Raw genomic sequence first — 23147 nt, forward strand, 5'->3', positions numbered from 1 at the left:
GGCGGCCGGGTGTGGTGGACGACGACTAGGGAGACCCCGTGAAGGTTGGCTGCATCGGACTCGGCGACATCGCGCAGAAGGCCTACCTTCCCGTCCTCGGCACCGTCCCGGGCGTCGAGCTCCACCTCCAGACCCGTACCCGGGCGACCCTGGACCGGGTGGCCGACGCCCTGCACCTGCCCGAGGACCGGCGCCACGCGGACCTCGACTCGCTGATCTCCGCCGGACTCGACGCGGCCTTCGTGCACGCCTCCACGGCCGCCCACGCGGAGATCGCCACCCGGCTCATCGACGCCGGCGTCCCCACCTACGTCGACAAGCCCCTCGCCTACGAGTACGCCGACTCGGAGCGGATCGTGGAGCTCGCCGAGAAGCGCTCGGTCTCCCTCGCCGTCGGCTTCAACCGGCGGCTCGCCCCCAGCTACGCCCAGTGCCTGGACCACCCGCGCGACCTGATCCTCATGCAGAAGAACCGGATCGGCCTGCCCGAGGACCCCCGCACCTTCGTCCTCGACGACTTCGTGCACGTCGTCGACACGCTGCGCTTCCTGCTCCCGGGCGAGGTCGAGCACGTCGACGTGCGGGCCCGGATGCGCGAGGGGCTGCTGCACCACATCGTGCTCCAGCTCTCCGGTGACGGCTTCACCGCCATCGGCATGATGAACCGGATGAACGGCTCGACCGAGGAGATCCTCGAGGTCTCGGGGCAGGACACCAAGCGCCAGGTCCTCAACCTCGCCGAGGTGATCGACCACAAGGGGCAGCCCACCGTCCGGCGGCGCGGCGACTGGGTGCCGGTGGCCCGTCAGCGCGGCATCGAGCAGGCCGTGTTCGCCTTCCTCGACGCCGTCCGCGAGGGCCGGGTGCTCAGTGCCCGTGACGCCCTGCTGACCCACGAGCTGTGCGAGCGGGTCGTCACGGAGGCACTTGTCCAGGCGTCCTGAGCGGCCACTCGGCCGGACGCCCTGAGCGACCGGCCGTCCCGCTGTCAGTGTCGGCGCCACCGTTCGTCGACGACGACCGTGTGGAGGCGCCAGCCGTCGGGGGTGCGGCGGGCCGTGAAGGCGTAGCGGCCGCCGCAGACGAAGTCCTCGCCGGAGGCGAAGCGCATCGGGTTGACGTAGTCGGCGCGGATGTCGGCCTCGTCGCCCGGCTGGGGAAAGCCGCCGGGGGCGCGGAAGGTGACGAGCCGGTTCACGATGAGGTGCTGGCGTACGGGGAAGAGGGTCATCGCCTCCGCGAGCCAGTCGGCCACCTCGGCGACCGGCCCCTCGATCCCGCCCGAGCCCCGGTAGTCGGCCCGGCCGCCCGCGCCGAACAGGGCCCGGTAGGCGGGCCAGTCGCCGTCGTCCACGGCCGCCGCGTACCCGGAGACCAGGTCGTCGACGGCCAGTCGGTCCATCAGGGTCGCGAGGTCCACGCGCTGGGTCATCGGCTCAGTGTCCGGCAGCGGGCGCCCGGGGCCAAGGGGCGTGCGCCGGGGGAGTTCCGGAGCGCGGTCATACTGTCCGACATGCGCGTGAACTTCGACCCCGACCTGAGCGACGGCCCCTCCTTCTACCGGCTGCTCACCGCCACCGTCGTCCCCCGGCCGATCGCCTGGGTCTCCACGACGTCCGCCGACGGCACGGACAACCTCGCCCCGCACTCCTTCTTCAGCATCGCCTCGGTGAACCCCCCGGTCGTGCAGTTCACCTCCGTCGGCCGCAAGGACTCGCTGCGCAACGTCGAGGAGACCGGGGAGTTCGTCGTGAACCTCGCCCCGCAGGCCCTCTTCGAGCAGATCAACGCCACCGCGACCGACTTCCCGCGTGGCCTGAGCGAGTTCGACGCCTGTGGGGTCGAACGCGAGCCGAGCCTGCGGGTGAAGCCGCCCCGTGTCGCCGCTTCCCCCGTGGCGCTCGAATGCGAGCTCCACAGCACCCTGCGCATCGGCGACTCGACCGTCGTCTTCGGGCGTGTCCTGCATGCCGCCGTCGACGAGTCCGTCCTCGTCGACGGCCACCCCGAGATCACCCTCATGCGGCCCCTGTCCCGCCTCGGCAAAAACGAGTGGGGCACCCTGGGAGGGATCGAGGAGATCGCCAGGGTGCCCTACCGGGACTGAGGCCGTCAGCCCGCGGACTCGCCCGCGTGGGGGCTGAGGACGTCGGTGCCGACCAGGATGAAGAGCAGGATGCCGAGCAGGATCCGGTAGATCACGAAGGGCATGAAGGACTTCGTGGTGATGAACTTCATGAACCAGGCGATCACGGCGTAGCCGACGCCGAAGGCGATGATCGTGGCGAAGATCGTCGGGCCCCAGGAGACGTGCCCCTCGCCGGCGTCCTTGAGCTCGAAGACGCCGGAGGCGAGGACCGCCGGGATCGCGAGGAGGAACGAGTAGCGTGCGGCGGCCTCGCGGGTGTAGCCCATCAGGAGGCCGCCGGAGATCGTCGCGCCGGAGCGGGAGACGCCCGGGATGAGGGCCATCGCCTGGCAGAAGCCGTAGATGAGGCCGTCCTTCACGCCGAGGTCCTTGAGCGTCTTGCGCTCCCGGACCTGGCGGTGGCGGCCGCCGATCTCGTCGCGGGCGGCCAGCCGGTCCGCGACACCGAGCACGATGCCCATGACGATCAGGGTGGTCGCGATGAGCCTCAGGTCGCGGAAGGGGCCCTCGATCTGGTCCTTGAACGTGACGCCGAGGACGCCGATCGGGATCGAGCCGACGATCACCAGCCAGCCCATCTGGGCGTCGTGGTCGGAGCGCATCGCCTTGTCGGTCAGCGAGCGGAACCAGGCCGAGACGATCCGGGCGATGTCCTTGCGGAAGTAGATGAGGACAGCGGTCTCCGTGCCGATCTGGGTGATCGCGGTGAAGGCCGCGCCCGGGTCCTCCCAGCCGGCGAAGGCGGCCGTGAGACGGAGGTGCGCGCTGGAGGAGATGGGAAGGAACTCCGTCAGCCCCTGGACGAGCCCGAGGATGAACGATTCGAACCAACTCATGGGGCTAGGGCCGTCCCGTTATGTACGTGTGCGGTCAGAAGGTCGTCCGCAGCGTACCGTCCCAAGATGACGGCCCGGTGATCAGGCCTCCACGGGGCCTGTCGTCGTCCAGCCGGGTGACCTGACGTGGTGGCTGAGACTCGCCCTGTCGGCCTCGCCGCCGCAGTGGGCGCAGATGAGACGGGGGCTGAGGACCTCGCCGCACGCGTGCTCCAGGACGACGGGGCGGGCGTCCGCGTTGAGGTGACGGTCGCCCCAGGCCATCAGGGTCACCAGGACCGGCTGCAGCTCCTCGCCGGCGGCCGTGGCGCGGTACTCGTGGCGGAGCGGCCGTTCGCTGTACGGCACCTTCTCCAGGATCCCGGCGTCGACCAGCCGCTTGAGGCGGGCGGTGAGGATGTCGCGGGGCGCGCCCGTGTTGCGGGCGATCCGGTCGAAGCGGTGCACGCCGAGCGTGACCTCGCGGAGCACGAGGAGCGCGTACTTCTCGCCGACGAGCGCGAGGGTGTCGGCGATCGAGCAGGGGCGGGGGGCGGCCTTCATGGGGTCAGCCTAGGGCAGTGGCCGAGGGGAGGGTTGGGAAAACGAACTCACCGGGGCCGGAGGGTTTGAGAATCCAACTCGCTGGGCTAAGTTACCGATGAGTCTTCGTCCAGTTTTCCAACCATGTCAGTCCAGTTCTCCAACCGAGGAGCCTGTCATGCGTGACGCCGTGATCGTCGAAGCCGTCCGGACCCCGATAGGGAAGGGCAAGGCGGGCGGAGCCCTGTCCCACGTCCACCCGGTTGCCCTCCTGTCGCACACCCTGCGTGCCCTCGTCGAACGCAGCGGAATCGATCCCGCCCTCGTCGACGACGTGATCGGCGGCACCGTCGACCAGGTCGGCGAGCAGGCCATGAACACCACCCGCTACGCCTGGCTCGGTGCCGGACTCCCCGAATCGGTGCCCGCCACCACCGTCGACCGGCAGTGCGGCTCCTCGCAGCAGGCCGTCCACTTCGCCGCCCAGGGCGTGCAATCAGGTGCGTACGACATCGCCATCGCCTGCGGGGTCGAGTCCATGAGCCGGGTCCCGATGTGGTCCAACGTGCCGCCCGGCGCCGACCCCTTCGGACCCGGCGTCGCCGAGCGCTACCCGGAGGGCCTCGTCCCGCAGGGCATCAGCGCCGAGCTCATCGCCGCGAAGTGGTCCATCCGCCGCGAGGCCATGGACGCCTTCGCCACCGAATCCCACGCCAGGGCGGCCCGCGCCTGGGAGGCCGGACTCTTCGACCGGGAGGTCGTCCCGTACGAGAACGTGCGCCGCGACGAGTCGGTGCGCCCCACGACCACCCCCGAGATCCTCGCCGGCCTGCGTCCCGCCTTCGAGGACCCCGGCTTCGCCGAGCGCTTCCCGCAGATCGACTGGTCCGTCACCGCCGGCAACAGCAGCCCCACCAACGACGGCGCCTCCGCCGTGCTCGTCATGGCCGCCGACACCGCCCGGAGCCTCGGCCTGCGCCCCCTCGCCCGGCTCCACGGCTTCGCCGTCACCGGCTCCGACCCGCTGCTCATGCTCACCGGGGTCATCCCCGCCACCGAGAAGGTGCTGCGCCGCAGCGGTCTCGACCTCGCCGACATCGACCTCTTCGAGATCAACGAGGCCTTCGCCGGCGTCGTCCTCGCCTGGCAGCAGGAGACCGGCGCCGACCCGGCCAGGGTGAACGTCCACGGCGGCGCCATCGCCCTCGGCCACCCCCTCGGAGCCAGCGGCACCCGCCTCACCACCACCCTCGTCCACGCCCTGCGGGCCCGCGGCGCCCGCTACGGCCTCCAGGCCATGTGCGAGGCGGGCGGCCTCGCCAACGCGATGATCGTCGAGGCGCTCTAGGGGGTGTCCCGGAGAGGCGGCTCAGGCGGCGGTGACCACCCGCTCCGGCTCCCGTTCGGGAGCGGGAGCCGTCGCCGCGCGCAGCCCGTGCCGCTTGCGCCAGGCGACGATCGCGCCGACGAGGCCGGACACCACGATGAACCCGGCCGAGAAGAGGAAGGCGGGCGAGCCCGGCGAACCGGCCTGGGCGCCCGCCACCACGTACGCGGCCGTGTTCGGCACCGAGCCGAGGGCCGTCGCGAGGAGGAACGGCAGGTACTTCATGCGGGAGATCGCCGCACAGTAGTTGGCCGCGGCGAACGGCACACCGGGGAACAGCCGGATCGCCAGCATCGAGCGGAAGCCGTGCCGGCTCAGCTGCCCGTCCGCCGCCGTCAGCCAGCGGCCGCGCAGCAGCGGCCGCAGGGCGTCCTGTCCCAGGTACCGCCCGAGCGTGAAGGAGATGCCCGCGCCGAGCACCGTACCCGCGACCGCGGCCGTCAGACCGAACGCGGACCCGAAGAGCGCGCCCGCCGCCAGGTTGAGCACCGGCCGCGGCACGAAGGCCGCCGTGCACACCCCGTACGCGAGGCCGAAGAGCAGCACCGCGCCGGCACCGCTCGTCCGCGGGGGCCAGCCCGAGGCGAGCAGCCGCTGTGGTTCGTAGAGCACCACCAGGGCCGCGGCCGAGAGCAGCAGCAGCGCGAGCAGCGACAGCCGCGAACGCGGCGAGAGGAGGGCCCGGGAGCAGCGGACGGCGAGGGAGCCCGGCGGCCGGGGGGCGGGAGCGAGCATTCGGGGAGACTAACGGAAGCGTCCGTATGATCGCCGTAATGTGCGTCATGTCCGCCCGGGCCACCGCCCGGAGCGCGATCCGCGTCCTGCCAGTCCGGGCCCGCCCGGAACGTGCCGCGACCGAGAGGGCTCCATGACCGACGCCGGCTCCGCCGCGACCCCCGCCGACGCCGACACCGTGCTCCCCGGTGGCGTCACACCGCCGGACAGTGTCCTCGCCGACACGGTCCTGGAGCGGCTCACCGAGGTCTACCCGGCGGCGGGGAACCCGTTCCGGGCCCAGGAGATGGTCGCGTACATGAAGGGGGTGGCGCCCTTCCTCGGGGTGCGCACGCCGGAGCGGCGGGCGCTGTCCCGTACCGTCCTCGACGGGACGCCGCGCCCCGACGAGGGCGACTGCGCCGCCGTCGCCCTGCGCTGCTTCACGCTGCCGGAGCGGGAGTACCACTACTTCGCGGTCGACTACCTGCGCCGCCATGTGAAGCGCTGCTCGTCGGGTTTCCTGCCCGTCGCCCGCACGCTCGTCACGACGGTGTCGTGGTGGGACACCGTCGACCACCTCGCCGCCCATGTCGTCGGCGGCCTCGTGGCCGCCGACCCGGCCCTGGCGGCCCGGATGGACGAGTGGATCGAGGACGGGGACCTCTGGGTCGCGCGCACCGCGCTCCTGCACCAGCTCCGCTTCAAGGACGCCACCGACGCCGAGCGGCTGTTCTCGTACTGCCTGCGCCGCTCCGCCGACACCGACTTCTTCCTCCGCAAGGCGATCGGCTGGAGCCTGCGGGAGTACGGCAAGACCGCACCGGCCGAGGTGCGCGCCTTCGTCGCCGCGCACGAGTCCCGGCTCTCCCCGCTCTCCGTCCGCGAGGCCCTCAAGAACCTCTGACCGGCCCCGTACCCCCGGACCGGCCGACGGCACCGGCCCGGGCGGCGGCACAATGAGGGCGTGAACGAGCAGATTCCCGTCATCCGCGAGGTCGACCAGGGCACCGCGCGCCTCATGCCCGATGTGGACCGGGAGCGGGCCTGGCTCCTGACGGTCGACGGCGCGCCCCAGTCGTACGTGGACCTGGACGATCCGGCGTACCTGGAGTTCGAGTACGCGCGGCGGCTGGCGCACGTCGTCGACGGCGCGGCCGGCGAGGGCGAGCCACTGGACGTCCTGCACCTGGGCGGCGGGGGCCTCTCGCTGCCCCGGTACGTCTCCGTGACCCGGCCCGGTTCGCGGCAGGACGTCGTGGAGGCGGACCGGGGACTGCTTGACCTGGTCGCCGAACACCTGCCGCTGCCCGGGGGTTCGGGCGTCACCGTGCACGGAGCGGACGCCCGCGGCTGGCTGGAGGCGGCGGCCGACGCCTCGGCCGACCTGATCGTGGGCGATGTGTTCGGCGGCTCACGGGTGCCCGCGCACCTCACGTCGGTGGAGTACGCGCGCGAGGTGCGGCGGGTCCTGCGGCCCGGCGGGATCTACGCCGCCAACCTGGCCGACGGGGCGCCCTTCGCGTTCCTCCGCTCCCAGATCGCCACCTTCGCCGCCGTCTTCCCCGAGCTCGCGCTCGTCGCCGAGCCGGCCGTGCTGCGCGGCCGCCGCTTCGGGAACGCGGTCCTCGTCGCCTCGGGCCGGGAGATCGACACCGCGCACCTCGCCCGCCGGGCGGCGGCGGACGCCTTCCCCGCGCGCGTGGAGCACGGTACGACCCTGGACCGGTTCACCGGCGACGCGGAACCGGTCGCCGACGCCGGAGCCGTACCGTCACCCGTTCCCCCGGACGGCGCTTTCGGCATCGGCTGAGGCCTCCGGGGCCGCCCCCGCGACCTCCTTCGTGGGCGTACGCCGGGCCAGGTTCCGTACGTCGGGCACCAGGAGGACGAGCGCGGTGACGATCACCATCAGGGCGGCCGCGCCCCACAGGGAGGCGCTGCGGCCGAACGCGGTCTCGGCCGGGCCCGCGAGGGCGGTGGACAGCGGCAGCAGGGCCGTGGAGCCGAACCAGTCGTAGGCGGAGACCCGGGACAGCTTCTCCTCCGGGATCTCCTGGTGCATGGTCGTCATCCACGAGACGCCGAAGACCTCGATGGCCACGCCGCTCACGAACATCGCGACGGCCAGGCCCGCCGCGTCGAGCGGCACGGCGAGCGCCGCCGAGGGCAGCGCGATCGGGAAGACGCAGAGCGTTCCCACGAACAGCAGCCGGCGCGGCTTCCACCGGGTCATCAGGACGGCCCCGGCGACGGTCCCCACGCCGTACGCGGCGAGCGCGAGGCCCCAGGGGCGCGAGCCGCCGAGCTGGTCGCGGGCGACCAGCGGGCCGAGCACCGCCTCGACCGCGCCGATCAGCGCCACCACGACGGAGAACTGGGCGACGATCGACCACAGCCAGGGGCGGCCGATGAACTCCTGCCAGCCCTCCCGCAGATCGGCGAAGAGACCGCCGCTCGGGGCGCGCTCCGGGATGCCGCGCACGTCGAGGAACGCGCGGAGGCCACCCGCCACGGCGAAGGCGAGCGCGTCGATCGCGAGGACCCAGCCGGGGCCGACGAACGCGACCAGGGCGCCGCCGAGGGCGGCGCCGCCGATGCTGGCGCCGTGCATGGCCATCCGGTAGACGGCGAAGGCGCGGCTCGCCTGTTCGCCGGTGACGCTGGCCATCAGCATGGCCTCGGCCGCCGGGTTGAAGAAGGCCTGACCGGTGCCGCAGAGCGCGGTGAGCGCCATCATCTGCCAGATCTGCGCCTCGCCGGAGAGGACGAGGACGGCGAAGACGGCCTGCGAGACGCAGTTGAGGACGTTGGCGGCGACCATCACCCGGTGCCGGGGTATGCGGTCGGCGACCGCGCCGCCGATGAGCAGGAAGAGGACGAGCGGCAGGAAGCGCGCCATCGCGACGAGTCCCACGTCGCCCGGGTCGCCGCCGGCGTCGAAGACCGCCCAGGTGGTGGCGATGAGCGCGCCGTTCGCGCCGAGGTTGGTCACGATCGTGGCGGCGGTCAGCAGCAGGTAGTTCCGGCCTGCCCACTCGGGGCGTCGGCCGGGGGTGTGGCCGAGGGAGGCGGGGGAGTCGGCGGGATTCGTCACCCCGGGACTATCCCTGCCGCCTCCCCCTCCTGCCAAACCGATATCCGGACCGATGGATGCCCGGACCGATGCCCGGACCGATGCCCGGACCTATGTCCGGTCGCGAGCCGGAACGGGTCGTCCGTCAGGAACCGGAGAGCCGGACCGTGGAGAGGATCTGCTTGATGGTGGCGTCGGGCAGTTCGTCCTTGACGCCGTCCGCCGCATAGAGCACCCAGGTGGAGAAGTCGCCGGCGGCGTTCTTGAAGGTGAACGCGATGGACTTGCCGTCGGACTCGCACTTGTTGCGCTTCTTGACGCCCGGCGCCGTCGCCATCGCCATGCTGCCGGTGAGGCCGGACTTCGTCGTGTACGGCACGGGCTTGGTGATCTTGATGGTGCTCTGCGGCATGTGCTGCGCGTAACCGCCCCACACCCACGTCCCGGCCTCGCTGCGCGCCGCGTCGGAGGTGTTCTTGGCGCCCTGGCCGCCCTTGGTGCCCGCGGTGCTCAGGCCCCAGGTCTCCTCGGTGCCGTTCTTGTCGGTGTCGAAGGTGCACCACTTGCTCTTGAAGCGCGCCGGGCTCGACATGGTGACGAGCGGGGTGCCGTCGTGCTTCTTCTCGTCGTCGAAGTAGGTGATCATCCCCGGCTTCAGCACCTCCCACTCGGGCGGTACGTCGAAGAGGGTGCCGTACTTGGGGTTGTAGACGACCTTCCAGCCGGGGATCGTCGGCTGCTGGGCGGCGCCGTCACGCGGGTTCTCGATCGACGGCGAGGTGCTGGGCTCGGTCGTCGGGTCCGCGGAGGAGTCGCCCGGCGCGGTCGCCGTCACCGACGGCTTCTTGTCGTCGGCGTTCGGCTTCTTCTCGTCGTCCTTGCCGAGCACCAGGTAACCGGTGACACCGGCCGCGACGACCACGGCGGTCGCGGCGACGATCGCCACGAGCGTCGTCTTCTTCTTCCCGTCGCCGGGGCCGCCGGGCTGACCCGGACCCGGCACCGCGTACTGCTGGGGAACCGTCGGCTGCTGGTACGGGTTCGGCTGGTTGTATCCGGGCTGGCCGTAACCCTGCTGCGGGTACCCCGGCGGCTGCTGCGGATACCCCGGCTGCGCCGGCGGCTGCTGCGGGTAGCCGGGCTGCGTCGGCGGCTGGCTGTACGGATTGGGCTGCTGGTACCCCGGCTGCTGGTACGGGTTCTGGTTCTGGTCCTGCGGGTTCTGCTCGCCCCCGGGCGGCTGCTGTCCTGGCCACATGGCCAGTAACCATAGAGGTGCGGGGGCGGCCGGACCACGAGAGGGATGGCCAAGGCTGCTACTCGTGGGTAACATCACGGTCATGAGCGCAGACCAGATGACCGTCGGCGAGATGCTCGCCGCGACGGTTCCCATGGCCGGAACCCTCAACCTGGAGTTCCTGGAGACCACCGCCGAGCGCGCCGTCGTGCGCCTGCCGGACCAGCCCGCCTACCACAACCACGTCGGCGGCCCCCACGCCGGAGCGATGTTCACCCTGGCCGAGTCCGCCAGCGGCGCCATCGTCCTCGCCGCCTTCGGCGACCAGCTGAGCCGCGCGGTCCCGCTCGCCGTCAAGGCCGAGATCGGCTACAAGAAGCTGGCCATGGGCGTCGTCACCGCGACCGCCACCCTCGGCCGCCCCGCCGCCGAGGTCGTCGCCGAACTCGACGCCGGCGAGCGCCCCGAGTTCCCCGTGCGCATCGACATCACCCGTGAGGACGGCGCCGTCACCGGCGAGATGACGGTCGTCTGGACCCTGCGCCCGCACTCCTGACCCACCGCGCCCCGCGCCGCCCCCGCACCCCCCTTCGGGTGCGGGGGCGGCCGCGTTCCGGGCCACCGGCGCGGAATCGGACACCCCGTCACGCATAGTGCGCTCAGGGCACGGACGCACCCGGCCGGGCCCGCACCCCGCGCGAAGGAGCCACCGCGTGTCCGACGAACCGTCACCCGATCCCGCCCGCACACCGGAAAGCCCCACCACACCGGAAAACCGGGAAGGCCGCCCCACGCGCGCGCGTGTCCGGCTCTCGCGGCGGGCCCTGCTGCTCGCCCTCACCGGCGGGGTGGCGCTCACCACCACCGCCGGGCCCGCGACGGCGTCCCGCCGAAGGGGCCGCGAGGAGCCGGGGGCCGCGCGGGTCGACGGACTGCTCGCCCGGCTCACCCTCGACGAGAAGGTGTCGCTCCTGCACGGTGCCGCCGACCCCGCGAGCCTCGGCCAGGCCGGGTACGTGCCCGGCGTGCCACGGCTCGGCATCCCGCCCCTCCGGCTCGCCGACGGGCCGGCGGGCATCCGGGTGCGGAGCGCGGCGACGGCCCTGCCCGCGCCCGTGATGCTCGCCGCCGCCTTCGACCCCGGCCTCGCCCGCGCCTACGGGCGGGTCGTCGGCCGCGAGGGCCGGGCCCTGGGCCAGGACGTACTCCTGTCGCCCATGGCCAATCTGATCCGCACCCCGTACGCGGGACGGAACTTCGAGACCTTCTCCGAGGACCCGCTGCTCACCGCCGACCTGGTCGCCGAGGAGATCAGGGGCGTCCAGGCCGAGGGACTCGTCGCCACCGTGAAGCACTTCGCCCTCAACAACCAGGAACGCGACCGGGCCTCGGTCGACGTCCGCGCCGGCGAGCAGACCCTCCACGAGACCGAACTGCGCGGTTTCGAGGCCGCCGTGGCCGCCGGGGCGGGCGCCGTCATGGCCGCGTACAACAAGGTCGACGGCGTCCACGCCGCCGAGAACGCCACGCTGCTCACCGCGATCCTGCGGGACCGCTGGGGCTTCGACGGCTGGGTGATGAGCGACTGGGACGCCGTCCACACCACCGCGGGCGCCCTCGACGCCGGCCTCGACATGGAGATGCCCGGCGGCTCCCGCTACGGCGCCGCGCTCCGCGACGCGGTCCGCGCGGGACGCGTCCCCGAGGCCTCCGTCGACCGCGCCGTCCGCCGCGTCCTGTCCGTACGGGAGCGCTTCGGGCTCCTCGACGAGGGGGCGCGCCCCGAGCGGGACGCCGCGTCGGGCGCCCGGCTCGCCCTGCGGGTCGCGCTCGCCGGGGCCACGCTGCTGCGGAACGAGCGCGGGGCGCTGCCGCTGACCGGGCGGGCCGCCGGGTCCCTCGCGGTCGTCGGGCCGACGGCGTCGGTGCCCTTCGTCAGCGGCGGCGGCAGCGCCCACGTCGTCCCCGACGCGGCCGCGAGCCCGCTGGACGCCCTCCGTACCCGGGCGGGGGAGGGCGCAGAGGTCGCGTACGCCGTCGGCGAGGACCTCTTCGGCCGGCCGCTGCCGCCGCTGACGCCGGGCGTCGACCTGGCGGGCGTCAAGGTCGCCGCGGGTGCCACCTGGAGCCGTACGGCCACCCTCACCGCCACCGACCCCGACGAGTGGACCTTCCTCGTCCACTACAGCGGGGCCCGGCCCGCCGTCACCCTCGACGGCACCGAACTGTTCCCGGTCAGGGAAGGCGTCGCCGAGTACTTCGCGGGCGGCCTCCTCGGGCGGGCGGCCGACGGACTCACCGTCCGCCGGGCCACCCTCCGCCTGGCCGCCGGACCGCACGAACTGAAGGTCACCGCCCACGGCGGCCCCGCCGGGCAGCTCTTCAGGCTCCGGGCCGTCACCGGGGCGACCCGCGCCGCCGACGTGGCCGAGGCCGTTCGGGTCGCGCGCGCCGCGCACAGCGTCGTGCTCTTCGCCTACGAGGACGCCACCGAGGGCCAGGACCGGACGAGCCTCGCCCTGCCCGGCCACCAGGAGGCCCTGATCGAGGCGGTGACCGCGGCCAACCCCCGTACCACCGTGGTCCTGAACACCTCGTCGGCCGTCACCATGCCGTGGCTGGCGCGGACGGCCGCCGTGCTCCAGATGTACTACCCGGGCCAGGAGGGCGCGGCGGCGACCGCCTCCGTCCTCTTCGGGGACGCCGACCCCGGCGGCCGTCTCACCCAGACCTTCCCGGCCTCCGAGGACCGCCACCCCACGGCCGGCGACCCGGTCCGCTACCCGGGCAAGGACGGAGTCGAGGAGTACGGGGAGGGCGTGCACGTCGGCCACCGCTGGTACGAGGCGCAGGGCGTCACCCCGCTCTTCCCGTTCGGCCACGGCCTGTCGTACACCACGTTCCGGTACGAGGACCTGACGGTCGCCGCGGCGGCCGGCGGCTCCGGCGCGCTCGACGTCACCTTCACCGTCCGCAACACCGGCCGCCGCGCCGGCATCGAGGTCGCCCAGGTGTACGTCGGACCGTCGCCGGACCTGACGGCGCTCGGGATCGACCAGCCGCGCGGCGCCCTGGCCGGCTACCGGCGCCTCGAACTCGCGGCCGGCGAGCGGCGCCGGGTCACCGTCCACGTCGCCGCCCGCACCCTGTCCTCCTGGGACACCGCCCGGCACGGCTGGGTCCTCGGCACCGGCCGCCGTACGGTCCGGGTCGGCGCCTCCGCCGCCGACCCCGGCCTCACCGTCGGGGTCGAGGTCGGTCCGTACTGACCGGGTAGGCTTCCCCGGCGTGCCCGACGCGGTGCACGCCGGGCGGCCGACACGGGAGGAACCGCGTTGCACGTGCAGGAATGGCTGGAGACGATCCCGGCGGTGGCGATCTACGCCCTGGTCGGCGTGGTGATCGGTCTGGAGAGCCTGGGCATCCCGCTGCCCGGCGAGATCGTGCTCGTGAGCTCGGCACTGCTCGCCTCGCAGCACGGCGACATCAACCCGTACGTCCTCGGTGCCTGCGCCTCCGCCGGCGCGATCATCGGCGACTCGATCGGCTACGCCATCGGCCGCAAGGGCGGCCGGCCGCTGCTCGGCTGGCTCGGGAAGAAGTTCCCCAAGCACTTCAGCGAGGCCAACATCGCCCTGGCCGAGAGCTCCTTCCAGAAGTGGGGCATGTGGGCGGTGTTCTTCGGCCGCTTCGTCGCCCTGCTGCGCATCTTCGCCGGCCCGCTCGCCGGTGTCCTGCACATGCCGTACTGGAAGTTCCTCATCGCCAACGTCTTCGGCGGCATCCTCTGGGCCGGCGGCACCACGGCCGTCATCTACTCCGTCGGCGTCGTCGCCGAGGCCTGGCTGAAGCGCTTCTCCTGGCTCGGCCTCGTGCTCGCCGTCCTCATCGGCATCGCCTCGATGCTCGTGGTCAAGAACCGCGCCAAGAAGGCCGCCGCCCAGCGCGCCGACTCCCCCGAGGCGGAGCCGGTCCCGGTCGCGGACTGAGCCCCCGTCGTACGCGAAGGAGGGCGGCACCCGGTGACGGGCGCCGCCCTCCCTCGCGTAGGGGGGCCGGGCTCAGGCGTCGAAGGCCTCGGCGTGGCCCTTGGCGAGCAGCAGGTACATCTCGGCGTTCAGCTTGATGCCCTCCTTCTCCTCGTCGGTGAGCGGGCGGCGCACCTTCGCCGGCACGCCCGCGACCAGGGAGCCCGGCGGGATCTGCATGCCCTGCGGGACCAGCGCCTGGGCGGCGACGAGGGAGCCGGCGCCGATCCGCGCGCCGTTGAGGACGGTCGCGCCCATGCCGACCAGCACGTCGTCCTCGATGACGCAGCCGTGCACGGTCGCGTTGTGGCCGACGGTCACCCGGTCGCCGATGGAGACGGGGAAACCGGGGTCGACGTGCACGGTGCTGTTGTCCTGGATGTTCGAGTCCTCGCCGATCGCGATGGGCCCGCAGTCCGCCCGCAGCACCGCGTGGTACCAGACGCTGGCTCGGGCGCCGAGCGTGACCTCGCCGAGCACCACGGAGGTCGGGGCGGTGAACGCGGTCGGGTCGATCAGCGGCTCCTTGCCGCCCACACCCTTGATCAACGCCTCTGTCATGGTTCGCTCCTGATCGTCAGCCGTCGTGTCGCGCCCGGGGACACTCCCGCCCGCAGCCTATTGCGTGCTCATGACGGACATCACAGCGCACCGCGGTGATCAGGCAGGACGGCGCCGACTACGGTGGCCGGGTGCCCAGGAACAGAAACACGTTCTCCTCCCTCGCCGCCTGGCGACGCCGGGTCCTCGCCCGCGCCGTGCAGGGCGGCTGGCGCTGGGTGCAGCAGGCGGGCTCCGTCACCGCCGAGCAGCCGGGACGGCTGCGGTTCCGCCGGCTCGGCGCGGGCACCCGGCTCGCGTTCCCGCAGGGCACGGTCTTCGGCGAGCAGTGGATCGAGATCGGCGAGTGCTGCATCATCGCCGAGCAGGTCACGCTGACGGCGGGCATGCTGCCGGACCTCGACCTCGGCGCGGACACCGTCCTGACCCTCGGCGACGGTGTCGTCCTCGGCCGCGGCAGCCACGTCATCGCCGACGCGCGGGTGACCATCGGCTCCGACACCTACTGCGGGCCGTACGTCTACATCACCTCGACCAACCACAGCTACGACGACCCGGACGAGCCCGTCGGCCGCCAGTGGCCCCGCTCCGAGCCCGTCTCCATCGGCCCCGGCTGCTGGCTCGGCACCGGCTCCGTGATCCTTCCCGGCGCGCGGCTCGGCCGGAACGTGGTCGTCGCGGCGGGCGCGGTCGTCCGCGGCGAGGTGCCCGACCACTCGGTGGTCGCGGGCGCGCCCGCCCGGGTCGTCCGCAGCTGGGACCCCGAGCAGGGCTGGCAGCCGCCGCTGCGGACCCCGGCCCCCAAGCCGATCCCGGAGGACGTGACGCCGGAACAGCTCGCAGCCCTGGCGGGCTGGGAAGCCGAACAGACGACCACGTCCTCCTGACGAGTCACTCCGAACGCTGACGACGCGTCACGTGCTCAAGCGCGCGCCGGTCACGCGGCACGCCGGGCGAACGCGCGGGACGCGCGCCGGCGTTCGGGGTCGAACGCGTCGACCGCGCCCGCGCCCTCGTCGCCCGGACCGCTGTTCCAGCCGCCGATCTTGCGGGCGACCCCCTTCAGACGCGGGTGGCCGGGCTTGACCGCGATCTCGAAGTGGGACTCCTTCGGCGTCGTGAAGTCGCCGCCCCAGGCCACGACGCCGTCGAGCTCGGCGAGGATGTCCCGGACGACGATCAGCTCGTTCGGGTACAGGTTGCCCTTGGAGCCGACGGGGTACCACGTGGGGCGGATCGCCAGTGCGCTGCCGGACAGGTAGTTCGACTCGTACGGCTCCGCCACCGCCCGGTCGCCGGTCCAGCCGTGCACGTCGCCGGTGCGCAGCGCGTCGATCTCGTAGTGGAATCGCCGGGCCACGTGCAGCAGGACGGTGGCGGCGTCGCCGTCGGCGAGCGAGACGTGCAGGCCGCTGCCCTCGATGGCGAAGGTGTTCGCGTGGGCGAGGACGGGCCAGCCGCTGCTTGACGCCGTCGACTGCCACGTGCGGCTGTCGGCCAGGGCCGGGGCGGCCCCGCCGAACTCGACCAGCGTCGCGGCGATCGCGACACCGGAGGTGGCGCCGATGAACCGGCGCCGTGAGAGCCCGATCAGGTTCATGACTGGTGCTCCTTTCTGGACGGGCTGAGAAGACGGGCGACCGCGAATCGCAGCAGGACGACGAGTGCGGCCAGGGCGATGACAGTGAAGATCACGACGGCCGGGTTGACCCACGCGGGCACCAGGTCGTAGTCCGCGTTGCACTTGTTGTGCAGGGGGAAGAGCTTCCCGAACTCCTCCGCATGGGCCTTCCGGTAGGCCTCGTCGTAGTTCTCGTGGCGCATGTGGAGGCAGGTCTTGCGGGTGTCGAGGCCTCCCGCGAAAAGTCCCCAGAGCCACGACATCAGTCCGGCGCAGAGCGAGACGGAGAACACGCGCACCCACCACAGGGGGCGCCGCCATTTTCCGTCCCGCAGCCCGCCGGCGATGCGGAAGAGGTTCCATAGATTCCACAGCGTCCATCCGAGAAGAAGGAGGGCGCCGAGGGGTACGAGGATGTGTTTCATGCCGTGCTGTTCTCGCCGATCGTTACCGGGCGGACCGCGCTCGTGCGGCCTTGAGATAGTTCGAGTGGTTCGCCTGGAGCTTCGCCACGCTGCTCGTCTCCATTCCCATGCGGGCGAGCAGCGCGTCGACGAAGCCCTGCTCGAACCTCTGGAGCTTGTCGAAGCCGCCCGGGAGGTTCTGGTAGTCGGCCGGGAACGCCGCGCCGGCATAGCCGATGAGGTACGCCTGGGCGACGGAGAGCGTTCCGTCCAGAGCGGTCAGGGCATTATGGGCGGAGGTCTTGCAGTCCGTGGCGTTGCCCCACCGCCCGGTGAAGTAGTTGTTGAAGCGGCGCAGACCGCCACCACCGTTGTAGTGGGTCTTCATGGCGTCGACGATGTTCTTGCCGCCTCGCACGGCCTGGGCGAGCAGGTACCCGTCGGCGTCCTCGATGAGGTCGTTGAAGCCGAACGAGGAGGAGACGCCCGGGACACCGAGCCTGGCGTGGGCGAACGCCAGCGGATCGGCGTACTGCTGCTCGGAGTTGCGCCAGTCGGCCCAGAACGTCATCAGGTCACCGGCCCACCCGCCGACGTCACCGCCGTTGGCGGACTTCTTGTTGTCCGGCTGGGCGGTCAGCAGGTGGGCGTTGGCCGTGGCCATCATGTGCTCGGAGCCGAGCTGGTACCCGGTGAAGGGGTCGGTGAAGAACTGGGTGATGCTCATGCCCTTGGAGTTGCAGAAGTCGACGAATCCGCCGTCGTAGCCGCCGATGAGGTACCACCAGCCGAGCTTGTTGGCCGTGTCCTTGTTGCCGTACGCGGAGTGACGGATGTACTCCATGACCAGCTGGCTCTGCTTCTGGCCGGTGGCGCCGTACTGGCCCGCCAGGTCGTACAGCTTCTGGACATAGGCGATGAAACCGTCCGCAGGGCCGCCCGTCTGGTTCACCGAGGAGACGCCGACGTCGAGCCCGGAGGCGACGTCGTTGTCCAGGTCGAACGAGTCGGTGCCGTTGGTGACCTTGAACTCCTTGATCTGGTTGAACGCCCAGTTCCGCGGAATGGGGAAACCGAGGTTCCCGGAGAATCCCCAGGACATGCCGGAGACGAAGGAGAACCGGGCGAACGTCTTGTCGCTGACGGTGCTGCAGACGTTCCGCGATCCGTAGACGCCGTGCGTGTACTTCTTGCCCTGGGCGGCGAGGGCCGCCTGCACGCCCTGGAAGTACGGCACGATGGCGCTCGCGATCTCCTCGCTGGTCGCGTCGTAGTCGACGGCGAAGTAGATCGTGGTGCCCCGGTTGAAGCCGTATCCGTCGGCACACTTCTGGGCGTTCAGCCCGTGCTGGTAACCGGTGGTGTAGGAGAAGTCCGAAACCTTGCGGGCGTTGTCCTGATAGATCGGGAAGACCTTGAGCCCCGCGCGGAAGATGGTGTCCAGCTCGCCCGGCTTGATCTCCTTGTCGAGGGTGGAACCCGGCGGGTCGAAAATGTAGCGTCCGACGAACCGGTATCCGTTGTCGAACAGCCACTTGGCGCGTGACGCGGTGATCTCGAACCGGGTGTCCGACGCGGTCGCCTTGCGGTCGGGATCGCCCATGGACACCAGGAGCTGCGCCCATGTCGCGTAATCGCCGGTGCGGTTGTCGGTGAGCTTGTTGAACTTCTGGAACACGCTGACCCAGTCGCCGAGCTTGGAGTCGAACGTGGAGCGCCACGTCGTGACGACGGGGTCGCCGGTGGCGTCGAAAGTCGGGGAGTTGAAGAGGCACGCGGCGGAGAACAGCTGGACGAAGACTCCGGACGCGCCCTCGGAGAGGGTGTGGGACCGCAGTCCCGCCTGCGTCGCGGGGCCGAAACTGCCGTTCGGCGCGGCGATGCCCAGCTCGTACTGGAGGGCGATCATCAGCGACTTCTGGACGTCGCGGGAGTAGATCCCGTCGCAGGGCCCGATGTTGTAGGCGTCCTTGGTCCAGTAACGGCTGTTCAGCCACTGCTGGACCGTCCGGATTCCGTCGCTTCCGCCGGCCACGACGACATAGGCGTCCATGTTGAGAAGGGCCTTGGCGACCTTGGCGTTGATGACGCCCGCGCCGCCGATTCCCATGTCGCCGCGGAGCTTCGACACGGCGTCACGGGTGACGCCGGTGAACCAGCCTTCGCTCTTGGGCTCGACGGCCCAGTATCCCTTGCACCACATCGCGAACTGGAGGATCGCGGTGATGTTCCGGTTCTTCTCCCACCCGAAGCCGATGTCGCCGAGCGCGGCGAACTTGGAGTAGGTGGTCGGGCCGAACGAGGCCACGACCGGGGTGATTCCGAGTTCCTTCTGCAGGCCCATGACCAAGGAGTTCATGGTCCCCCAGCCCGTGCGTCCGTCCTCGGGGCACGGCACGTATCCGGCGACACCCGCATAAGTGGAGTTCACCCACTTCTGGGCCCGGAGAACTTGCTCGTCCGCCACAGTTTCATTCCTTTCGTACGTACGGGGGCGGACGTGACGTGGTGTCGGCGCGGCAGCGCTTCCCCCGGTCTATGCGGGTTGGTCGATCCCGCACAAAAGAAATCCGTGTTCCGCCCCCGTGTTGGATTCCCGGATTCCGAATCTATCCATGCCCCGGTGGCCGGGACGAGTGATCTTCCGGCCACACGGTGCCGGTTACGAAGCGCCTCGGGCTCTGAACGACGCGACCGTCGCCAGGCGCTCGGGTGCGAACGCGTCGATCGAGCCGGCCCCCTCACCGGGAGTGTCCCGCCACTCACGCAGCTTGCGGGCCACGCCCCGCACCTTCGGGTGGGTCGGCCCGAGAGCCAGCTCGAAGTGCGACTCCTGCGGGGTCGCCAGGTCGCCGCCCCAGGCGACGACGCCGTCGAGCTCGGCCAGGATGTCCCGCACCACGACCTGCTCGTGCGGGTAGAGCCCGCCGCCCACGCCGAGCGGGTAGGCGTCCCGGCGGATGGATATCGCCGTGCCGGACAGGTAGTTCGACTCGTGCGGCAGGCGGATCCTGCGGGTCGTGGAGTGGCCCGTCACGTCCCCCACGCGCAGCTCGTCGATCTCGTAGTGGAAGCGGCGGGCGACATGGAGCAGAAGCGTCGCCGCGTCGCCCTCGGCCAGCTGGACGGAGCGACCGCTGCCCTCGATGGGGTGCGCGGCGGCCGCGTCGAGGATCTTCCAGCCGTTGGCCGAACGGGTGCCGCGCCAGTCGGTCGGCTTCGGGACCGTGCCGGCCGCGGCGCCCGGGACGGCGGCCGCCGCCGGGGTGAGGTCAAGCAGGCCGAGGGCGGTGGCCCCGGCCAGACCGCCGGCGGCGCCGAGCACACGGCGCCTGCTCAGATCGTTCATCACGTGCCCTTCTTGTCGGTACGGCGCCGTACGACGGCCAGTCGTACGGCATAGGCCAGGCAGAGGACCGCCAGCGCGGGCAGCACGGCCAGGGTCGGGTTGACCCAGGCCGGGACGAGGTCGTATCCCGCGTTGCACTTGTCGTGCAGCGGGTACCACCGCGTGTACTCCTCGAAGTTCGCGCTCCGGTAGAGCGCGTCGTAGGTCTCGCCCGCCCGGTGGCAGGCCTCCTCCGGGTCGAGCGAGGCGCCGGCCAGCGAGCCGACGAGGTACGTGACCCCCGTGGCCGCCAGGAGCAGGAACGCGCTCCAGACGAACCAGCCGGGGCTGCGGCGCCATGTCCCGGCGAACAACGGACGGCTCCAGAAGAAGACCCCGGCCAGGAGGGGGATGAGGAGGGGGAGGAGGAGGATCACCATGGGCCAAGCCTGCACGCGCCGCGTGCCGCACCGGCCCTATCGCGCCACCTCGCCGCGGTCGCGCCTATCGCTCGGCCCCTCGCTGTGCCGCACGCTGGTCCGCCTGCTTGCGGTAGGTGGCGAGGTTCTGCTTGAACTGGACGGCCAGGCTGTTCTCCAGGCCGATCAGGGAGAGCTGACGGTCGGTGAACCCCTGGCAGAACAGGGCGAGCTTCTCGGTGTTGCCCGGCAGCAGGACGTAGTCCGCGGGGAGCGCGGCGCCGGCGCCCGTGATGAGCGCGAGGCGGGCCAGGTTCACGGTGGTGTCGGCGGGGCCGGCGAGGACGTCCCAGCAGCAGGCGCGGCAGTCGGTGCCGTTGCCCCAGCGCCGGTCGAAGTGGCTGCGGAAGCGTCGCAGACCGCCGCCGTTGTTGTAGTGGGAGTTCATCCAGTCGAGGATGTTCCCGCCGCCGTCGACGTGCTTGGCCAGCAGGTAACCGTCGACGTCCTCGATCATGTCCGTGTAGCCGAAACTGGAGACCTGGCCGGGGATGGCCAGCTTGGCCTGGGTGAACGTGAGCGGCGAGGCGTACTCGTCGACGTGGTTCCGCCAGTCCGCCCAGAAGGTCATGATGTCGCCGCCCCAGCCGGCGATGTCGCCGCCCACGGCTTCCTTCTTGTCGGACGGGTCCGAGTTGACCAGGAAGCCGTTGGCCGTGGCCATCAGGTGGGTGGCGTCGAGCTGGTAGCCCGTGATGGGGTCCGTGAAGGTGTTGAGGACCGACTCGCCGCGGGCCTTGCAGTAGGCGACGAAGCCGTCGTCGTAGCTGTCCGCGAGCCACCACCACTTCACGCCCTGGTACTTCTCGTGGCGGATGAACTCCATCACGAGACGGCTGGCGTTGGTGCCGACGTTGTTCGCCGTCTTGTAGGCGTTGGCGTGGTTGAGGAGCCGCTGCACGTAGGCGATGTAGCCGTCGGCCGGGCCGCCCGTCTCGTTGACGGAGCCCACGCCGGGCTCGCCGTTCTCCCGCCAGACGTCCCGGTCCAGGTCGAAGACGTCGGAGCCGTTGGTGACCTTGAACTCCTTGATCTGGTTGATGGCCCAGTTCGAGGGCAGCGGGTAGCCGAGGTTGCCGGAGAAGCCCCAGGACATGCCGGAGACGAAGGAGAAGCGCGCACCGGTCTTGGCGGTGACGTTGATACAGACGTTGCGGGAGCCGTACACACCGTGGAGGTACTTCTTGCCCTTGCTCGCGAGGCCGGCGACCACGCCGTTGAAGTAGGCGACGACGCCCTGCGGCTGGCCGTCGATCTCCCACTGCTGGGCGTCGTAGTCGACGGCGAAGTAGATCGTGGTGCCCCGGTTGAAGCCGTAGCCGGTGGCCAGCTCGTGCGCGTTGAGGGCGTGCTGGAAGCCCTGGCTGTAGGTGAAGTCGGAGAGCTGGCGGGCGTTGTCCTGGTAGATCGGGAAGACCCGCAGGCCGGCGCCGAAGATGGTCTGCAGCTCGCCCGGCTTGATCTCCTTGTCGAGGGTGGACCCCGGCGGGTCGTACAGATAGCGGCCGACCATCCGGTAGCCGTTGTCGTACAGCCAGCGGGCCCGGGAGGGCGTGATCTCGAACCGGGTGTCCGATGCGGTCGCCGCGCGGTCCGCGTTGCCCATGGAGACCAGGAGCTGCGCCCAGGTGTCGAACTCGCCCACGCCGTAGGAGGCGTCGCCCTTCTTGTAGAGCTGCGCGAACTCCTGGAAGATCCCGACGAATTCCTTGGTCTTCGAGTCGAAGGTGCTCTTGAAGGTCGTCCGGACCTCCTGGTCGTCCAGGCCGCGCAGGATCACCGGCTCGTTGAAGACGCAGGCGGCGGTGAAGAGCTCCACGAAGATGCCGGAGTCGCCCTCGCGCACGGGGTGGGACCGCAGGCCGGCCTGGGTGCCGGGGCCGAAGTTGCCGCTGGGGGTGAGGCCCAGCTCGTACTGGATGGCGATGACCAGGGACTTCTGTACGTCCCGGGAGTAGATGCCGTCGCAAGGGCCGATCGAGTAGGCGTCCTTCTGCCAGTAGCGGCTGTTGAGCCACTGCTGGATGTTGCGGATCTTCTCGGTGCCGCCGGCCACGACGACGTACGCGTCCATGTTGAGGATGCACTTGAAGATCTTCGGCGTCACCTGGCCGCCCGCGGTCCCGGTGCCGCCGTCCGGCAGGCCCATGTTGACCCGGAGGGACTTGACCGCCTCGGTGGTGACCGCGCCGAACTCGCCGAAGCCGTTGGCGCCCCAGTAGCCCTTGCAGAACAGGCCGTGCTGGATGATCCGCACGATGTTGGCGTTCTGGTTCCAGCCGAAGCCGATGTCGCCGAGCGCCTGGACCTTGGCCATCGTGGTGGGGCCGAAGCTCGCCACCACCGGCGTGATGCCCAGTTCGTGCTGGAGGCCCATGATCAAGGAGTTCATGGTCGACCAGCCGGTCCTGCCGTCCTCCGGGCACCGTACATAGCCGGCCACGGCGCCGTAGGTCGCGTTGACCCATTTCTGGGCGTCGAGCACCTTCTCGTCAGCCACGGGATTCCCCCAACGGTCCGCTGCGCGCGCAGGGTCGCGAAGCCTCGCGACACGGCCGGCAGTTCTGGAAAGAGCCAGGTGAACCTAAGCCGGTTGCCGTGCCGCTGAAAAGGGGTTTCGGATCCGGCCACGGGCCGCGAACACCCATTCCTCTCCTCCGAGTTGAGGACAGGTCGAGGCAGCGAGGGGGTGTTACTCGGCCATGCGTCGGAGGACGCTTTACGGCCGGTCGCGGGTGCCTCTGGGGCGGCCGGTGCCCCTGGGGAGGGGCCGATGGCCGGATGGCGCGCGATTCCGCGACACCG

Annotated in this window: 22 protein-coding genes; 9 read left to right on the forward strand and 13 right to left on the reverse strand. The window is 71.3% G+C overall.

Translation table 11 applies throughout. The annotated features are described in order from the left end of the window. The first annotated feature begins 38 nt into the window (after nt 1-38). Nucleotides 39-944 (forward strand): Gfo/Idh/MocA family protein, encoded by a 906-nt coding sequence (locus tag ACZ7G1_RS35065; protein ID WP_470879053.1) that lies wholly within the window; start codon nt 39-41, stop codon nt 942-944. A 44-nt stretch (nt 945-988) separates the two neighbouring features. On the opposite strand, the gene ACZ7G1_RS35070 is transcribed toward ACZ7G1_RS35065, so the two are convergent. Further along, nucleotides 989-1432 carry a nuclear transport factor 2 family protein gene (locus ACZ7G1_RS35070; protein ID WP_470879051.1) on the reverse strand — a complete coding sequence of 148 codons (444 nt, stop codon included), beginning with the start codon at nt 1430-1432 and terminating at the stop codon, nt 989-991. 81 nt (nt 1433-1513) lie between these two features. Between ACZ7G1_RS35070 and ACZ7G1_RS35075 the strand changes: the two genes are divergently transcribed. Beyond that, on the forward strand, nt 1514-2107 hold the full coding sequence (locus ACZ7G1_RS35075; protein WP_470879050.1) for a flavin reductase family protein: 594 nt from the start codon (nt 1514-1516) through the stop codon (nt 2105-2107). Between the two features lie 5 nt (nt 2108-2112). On the opposite strand, the gene ACZ7G1_RS35080 is transcribed toward ACZ7G1_RS35075, so the two are convergent. Together ACZ7G1_RS35080 and ACZ7G1_RS35085 are read right to left on the reverse strand one after the other, a co-directional pair. Then, on the reverse strand, nt 2113-2985 hold the full coding sequence (locus ACZ7G1_RS35080; protein ID WP_470879049.1) for an undecaprenyl-diphosphate phosphatase: 873 nt from the start codon (nt 2983-2985) through the stop codon (nt 2113-2115). A gap of 81 nt (nt 2986-3066) precedes the next feature. Beyond that, a complete protein-coding gene (locus ACZ7G1_RS35085) occupies nt 3067-3528 on the reverse strand; it encodes a winged helix-turn-helix transcriptional regulator (protein WP_470879048.1) in 462 nt (153 codons plus the stop codon). Nucleotides 3529-3685: 157 nt separating this feature from the next. On the opposite strand from ACZ7G1_RS35085, the gene ACZ7G1_RS35090 reads away from it, so the two are divergent. Beyond that, on the forward strand, nt 3686-4855 hold the full coding sequence (locus ACZ7G1_RS35090) for a thiolase family protein (protein WP_470879046.1): 1170 nt from the start codon (nt 3686-3688) through the stop codon (nt 4853-4855). Between the two features lie 21 nt (nt 4856-4876). Here the strand turns inward: ACZ7G1_RS35090 and ACZ7G1_RS35095 are convergent, their stop codons facing one another. Continuing rightward, a complete protein-coding gene (locus tag ACZ7G1_RS35095; protein WP_470879044.1) occupies nt 4877-5629 on the reverse strand; it encodes a TVP38/TMEM64 family protein in 753 nt (250 codons plus the stop codon). Nucleotides 5630-5762: 133 nt separating this feature from the next. Here ACZ7G1_RS35095 and ACZ7G1_RS35100 point away from each other — a divergent pair, with 133 nt between their 5' ends. Together ACZ7G1_RS35100 and ACZ7G1_RS35105 are read left to right on the forward strand one after the other, a co-directional pair. Further along, complete coding sequence (locus tag ACZ7G1_RS35100) at nt 5763-6515, forward strand: DNA alkylation repair protein (RefSeq protein ID WP_470879042.1); 753 nt, start codon at nt 5763-5765, stop codon at nt 6513-6515. Between the two features lie 60 nt (nt 6516-6575). Then, entirely contained in the window at nt 6576-7421 is an 846-nt protein-coding gene (locus ACZ7G1_RS35105; protein ID WP_470879040.1) for a spermidine synthase, read from the forward strand. On the opposite strand, the gene ACZ7G1_RS35110 is transcribed toward ACZ7G1_RS35105, so the two are convergent. Then, complete coding sequence (locus tag ACZ7G1_RS35110; protein ID WP_470879038.1) at nt 7383-8705, reverse strand: MFS transporter; 1323 nt, start codon at nt 8703-8705, stop codon at nt 7383-7385. The genes ACZ7G1_RS35105 and ACZ7G1_RS35110 overlap by 39 nt on opposite strands. A gap of 124 nt (nt 8706-8829) precedes the next feature. Further along, complete coding sequence (locus ACZ7G1_RS35115) at nt 8830-9942, reverse strand: DUF8017 domain-containing protein (protein WP_470879036.1); 1113 nt, start codon at nt 9940-9942, stop codon at nt 8830-8832. A gap of 97 nt (nt 9943-10039) precedes the next feature. On the opposite strand from ACZ7G1_RS35115, the gene ACZ7G1_RS35120 reads away from it, so the two are divergent. The 3 genes from ACZ7G1_RS35120 (at nt 10040) to ACZ7G1_RS35130 (ending at nt 13910) form a co-directional block, all read left to right on the forward strand. After that, complete coding sequence (locus ACZ7G1_RS35120) at nt 10040-10477, forward strand: DUF4442 domain-containing protein (protein ID WP_470879149.1); 438 nt, start codon at nt 10040-10042, stop codon at nt 10475-10477. 157 nt (nt 10478-10634) lie between these two features. Beyond that, entirely contained in the window at nt 10635-13190 is a 2556-nt protein-coding gene (locus tag ACZ7G1_RS35125; RefSeq protein ID WP_470879035.1) for a beta-glucosidase, read from the forward strand. Between the two features lie 66 nt (nt 13191-13256). Then, nucleotides 13257-13910, forward strand: coding sequence for a DedA family protein (locus ACZ7G1_RS35130; RefSeq protein ID WP_470879034.1), 654 nt, complete (start codon nt 13257-13259; stop codon nt 13908-13910). 72 nt (nt 13911-13982) lie between these two features. Here the strand turns inward: ACZ7G1_RS35130 and ACZ7G1_RS35135 are convergent, their stop codons facing one another. Beyond that, complete coding sequence (locus ACZ7G1_RS35135) at nt 13983-14510, reverse strand: gamma carbonic anhydrase family protein (RefSeq protein WP_470879032.1); 528 nt, start codon at nt 14508-14510, stop codon at nt 13983-13985. Between the two features lie 131 nt (nt 14511-14641). Between ACZ7G1_RS35135 and ACZ7G1_RS35140 the strand changes: the two genes are divergently transcribed. Next, nucleotides 14642-15397, forward strand: coding sequence for an acyltransferase (locus tag ACZ7G1_RS35140; RefSeq protein ID WP_470879030.1), 756 nt, complete (start codon nt 14642-14644; stop codon nt 15395-15397). A 50-nt stretch (nt 15398-15447) separates the two neighbouring features. Here ACZ7G1_RS35140 and ACZ7G1_RS35145 read toward each other — a convergent pair whose 3' ends face one another. The 6 genes from ACZ7G1_RS35145 to ACZ7G1_RS35170 form a co-directional block, all read right to left on the reverse strand. Continuing rightward, nucleotides 15448-16110, reverse strand: coding sequence for a hypothetical protein (locus tag ACZ7G1_RS35145; RefSeq protein ID WP_470879028.1), 663 nt, complete (start codon nt 16108-16110; stop codon nt 15448-15450). Continuing rightward, nucleotides 16107-16556, reverse strand: coding sequence for a hypothetical protein (locus ACZ7G1_RS35150; protein ID WP_470879026.1), 450 nt, complete (start codon nt 16554-16556; stop codon nt 16107-16109). Before ACZ7G1_RS35150 ends, ACZ7G1_RS35145 begins: the two co-directional genes overlap by 4 nt. Nucleotides 16557-16578: 22 nt before the next feature. Then, a complete protein-coding gene (locus ACZ7G1_RS35155; protein WP_470879025.1) occupies nt 16579-19002 on the reverse strand; it encodes a glycoside hydrolase domain-containing protein in 2424 nt (807 codons plus the stop codon). Nucleotides 19003-19197: 195 nt separating this feature from the next. Then, nucleotides 19198-19884, reverse strand: a complete 687-nt coding sequence (locus ACZ7G1_RS35160; protein WP_470879023.1) for a hypothetical protein — start codon at nt 19882-19884, stop codon at nt 19198-19200. After that, a complete protein-coding gene (locus ACZ7G1_RS35165) occupies nt 19884-20303 on the reverse strand; it encodes a hypothetical protein (RefSeq protein WP_470879022.1) in 420 nt (139 codons plus the stop codon). The genes ACZ7G1_RS35160 and ACZ7G1_RS35165 overlap by 1 nt, the downstream gene beginning before the upstream one ends. A 64-nt stretch (nt 20304-20367) precedes the next feature. Then, entirely contained in the window at nt 20368-22842 is a 2475-nt protein-coding gene (locus ACZ7G1_RS35170; RefSeq protein ID WP_470879020.1) for a glycoside hydrolase domain-containing protein, read from the reverse strand. Nucleotides 22843-23147 lie beyond the last annotated feature (305 nt).

It is taken from the genome of Streptomyces sp. NPDC037273 (assembly GCF_055603625.1).

Coding starts and splice junctions, on each gene's coding strand:
- ACZ7G1_RS35070 (WP_470879051.1), bottom strand. CDS start 1,432: ATGACCCAGCGCGTGGACCTCGCGACCCTGATGGACCGACTGGCCGTC.
- ACZ7G1_RS35075 (WP_470879050.1), top strand. CDS start 1,514: ATGCGCGTGAACTTCGACCCCGACCTGAGCGACGGCCCCTCCTTCTAC.
- ACZ7G1_RS35080 (WP_470879049.1), bottom strand. CDS start 2,985: ATGAGTTGGTTCGAATCGTTCATCCTCGGGCTCGTCCAGGGGCTGACG.
- ACZ7G1_RS35085 (WP_470879048.1), bottom strand. CDS start 3,528: ATGAAGGCCGCCCCCCGCCCCTGCTCGATCGCCGACACCCTCGCGCTC.
- ACZ7G1_RS35090 (WP_470879046.1), top strand. CDS start 3,686: ATGCGTGACGCCGTGATCGTCGAAGCCGTCCGGACCCCGATAGGGAAG.
- ACZ7G1_RS35095 (WP_470879044.1), bottom strand. CDS start 5,629: ATGCTCGCTCCCGCCCCCCGGCCGCCGGGCTCCCTCGCCGTCCGCTGC.
- ACZ7G1_RS35100 (WP_470879042.1), top strand. CDS start 5,763: ATGACCGACGCCGGCTCCGCCGCGACCCCCGCCGACGCCGACACCGTG.
- ACZ7G1_RS35115 (WP_470879036.1), bottom strand. CDS start 9,942: ATGTGGCCAGGACAGCAGCCGCCCGGGGGCGAGCAGAACCCGCAGGAC.
- ACZ7G1_RS35120 (WP_470879149.1), top strand. CDS start 10,040: ATGACCGTCGGCGAGATGCTCGCCGCGACGGTTCCCATGGCCGGAACC.
- ACZ7G1_RS35135 (WP_470879032.1), bottom strand. CDS start 14,510: ATGACAGAGGCGTTGATCAAGGGTGTGGGCGGCAAGGAGCCGCTGATC.
- ACZ7G1_RS35145 (WP_470879028.1), bottom strand. CDS start 16,110: ATGAACCTGATCGGGCTCTCACGGCGCCGGTTCATCGGCGCCACCTCC.
- ACZ7G1_RS35150 (WP_470879026.1), bottom strand. CDS start 16,556: ATGAAACACATCCTCGTACCCCTCGGCGCCCTCCTTCTTCTCGGATGG.
- ACZ7G1_RS35160 (WP_470879023.1), bottom strand. CDS start 19,884: ATGAACGATCTGAGCAGGCGCCGTGTGCTCGGCGCCGCCGGCGGTCTG.
- ACZ7G1_RS35165 (WP_470879022.1), bottom strand. CDS start 20,303: ATGGTGATCCTCCTCCTCCCCCTCCTCATCCCCCTCCTGGCCGGGGTC.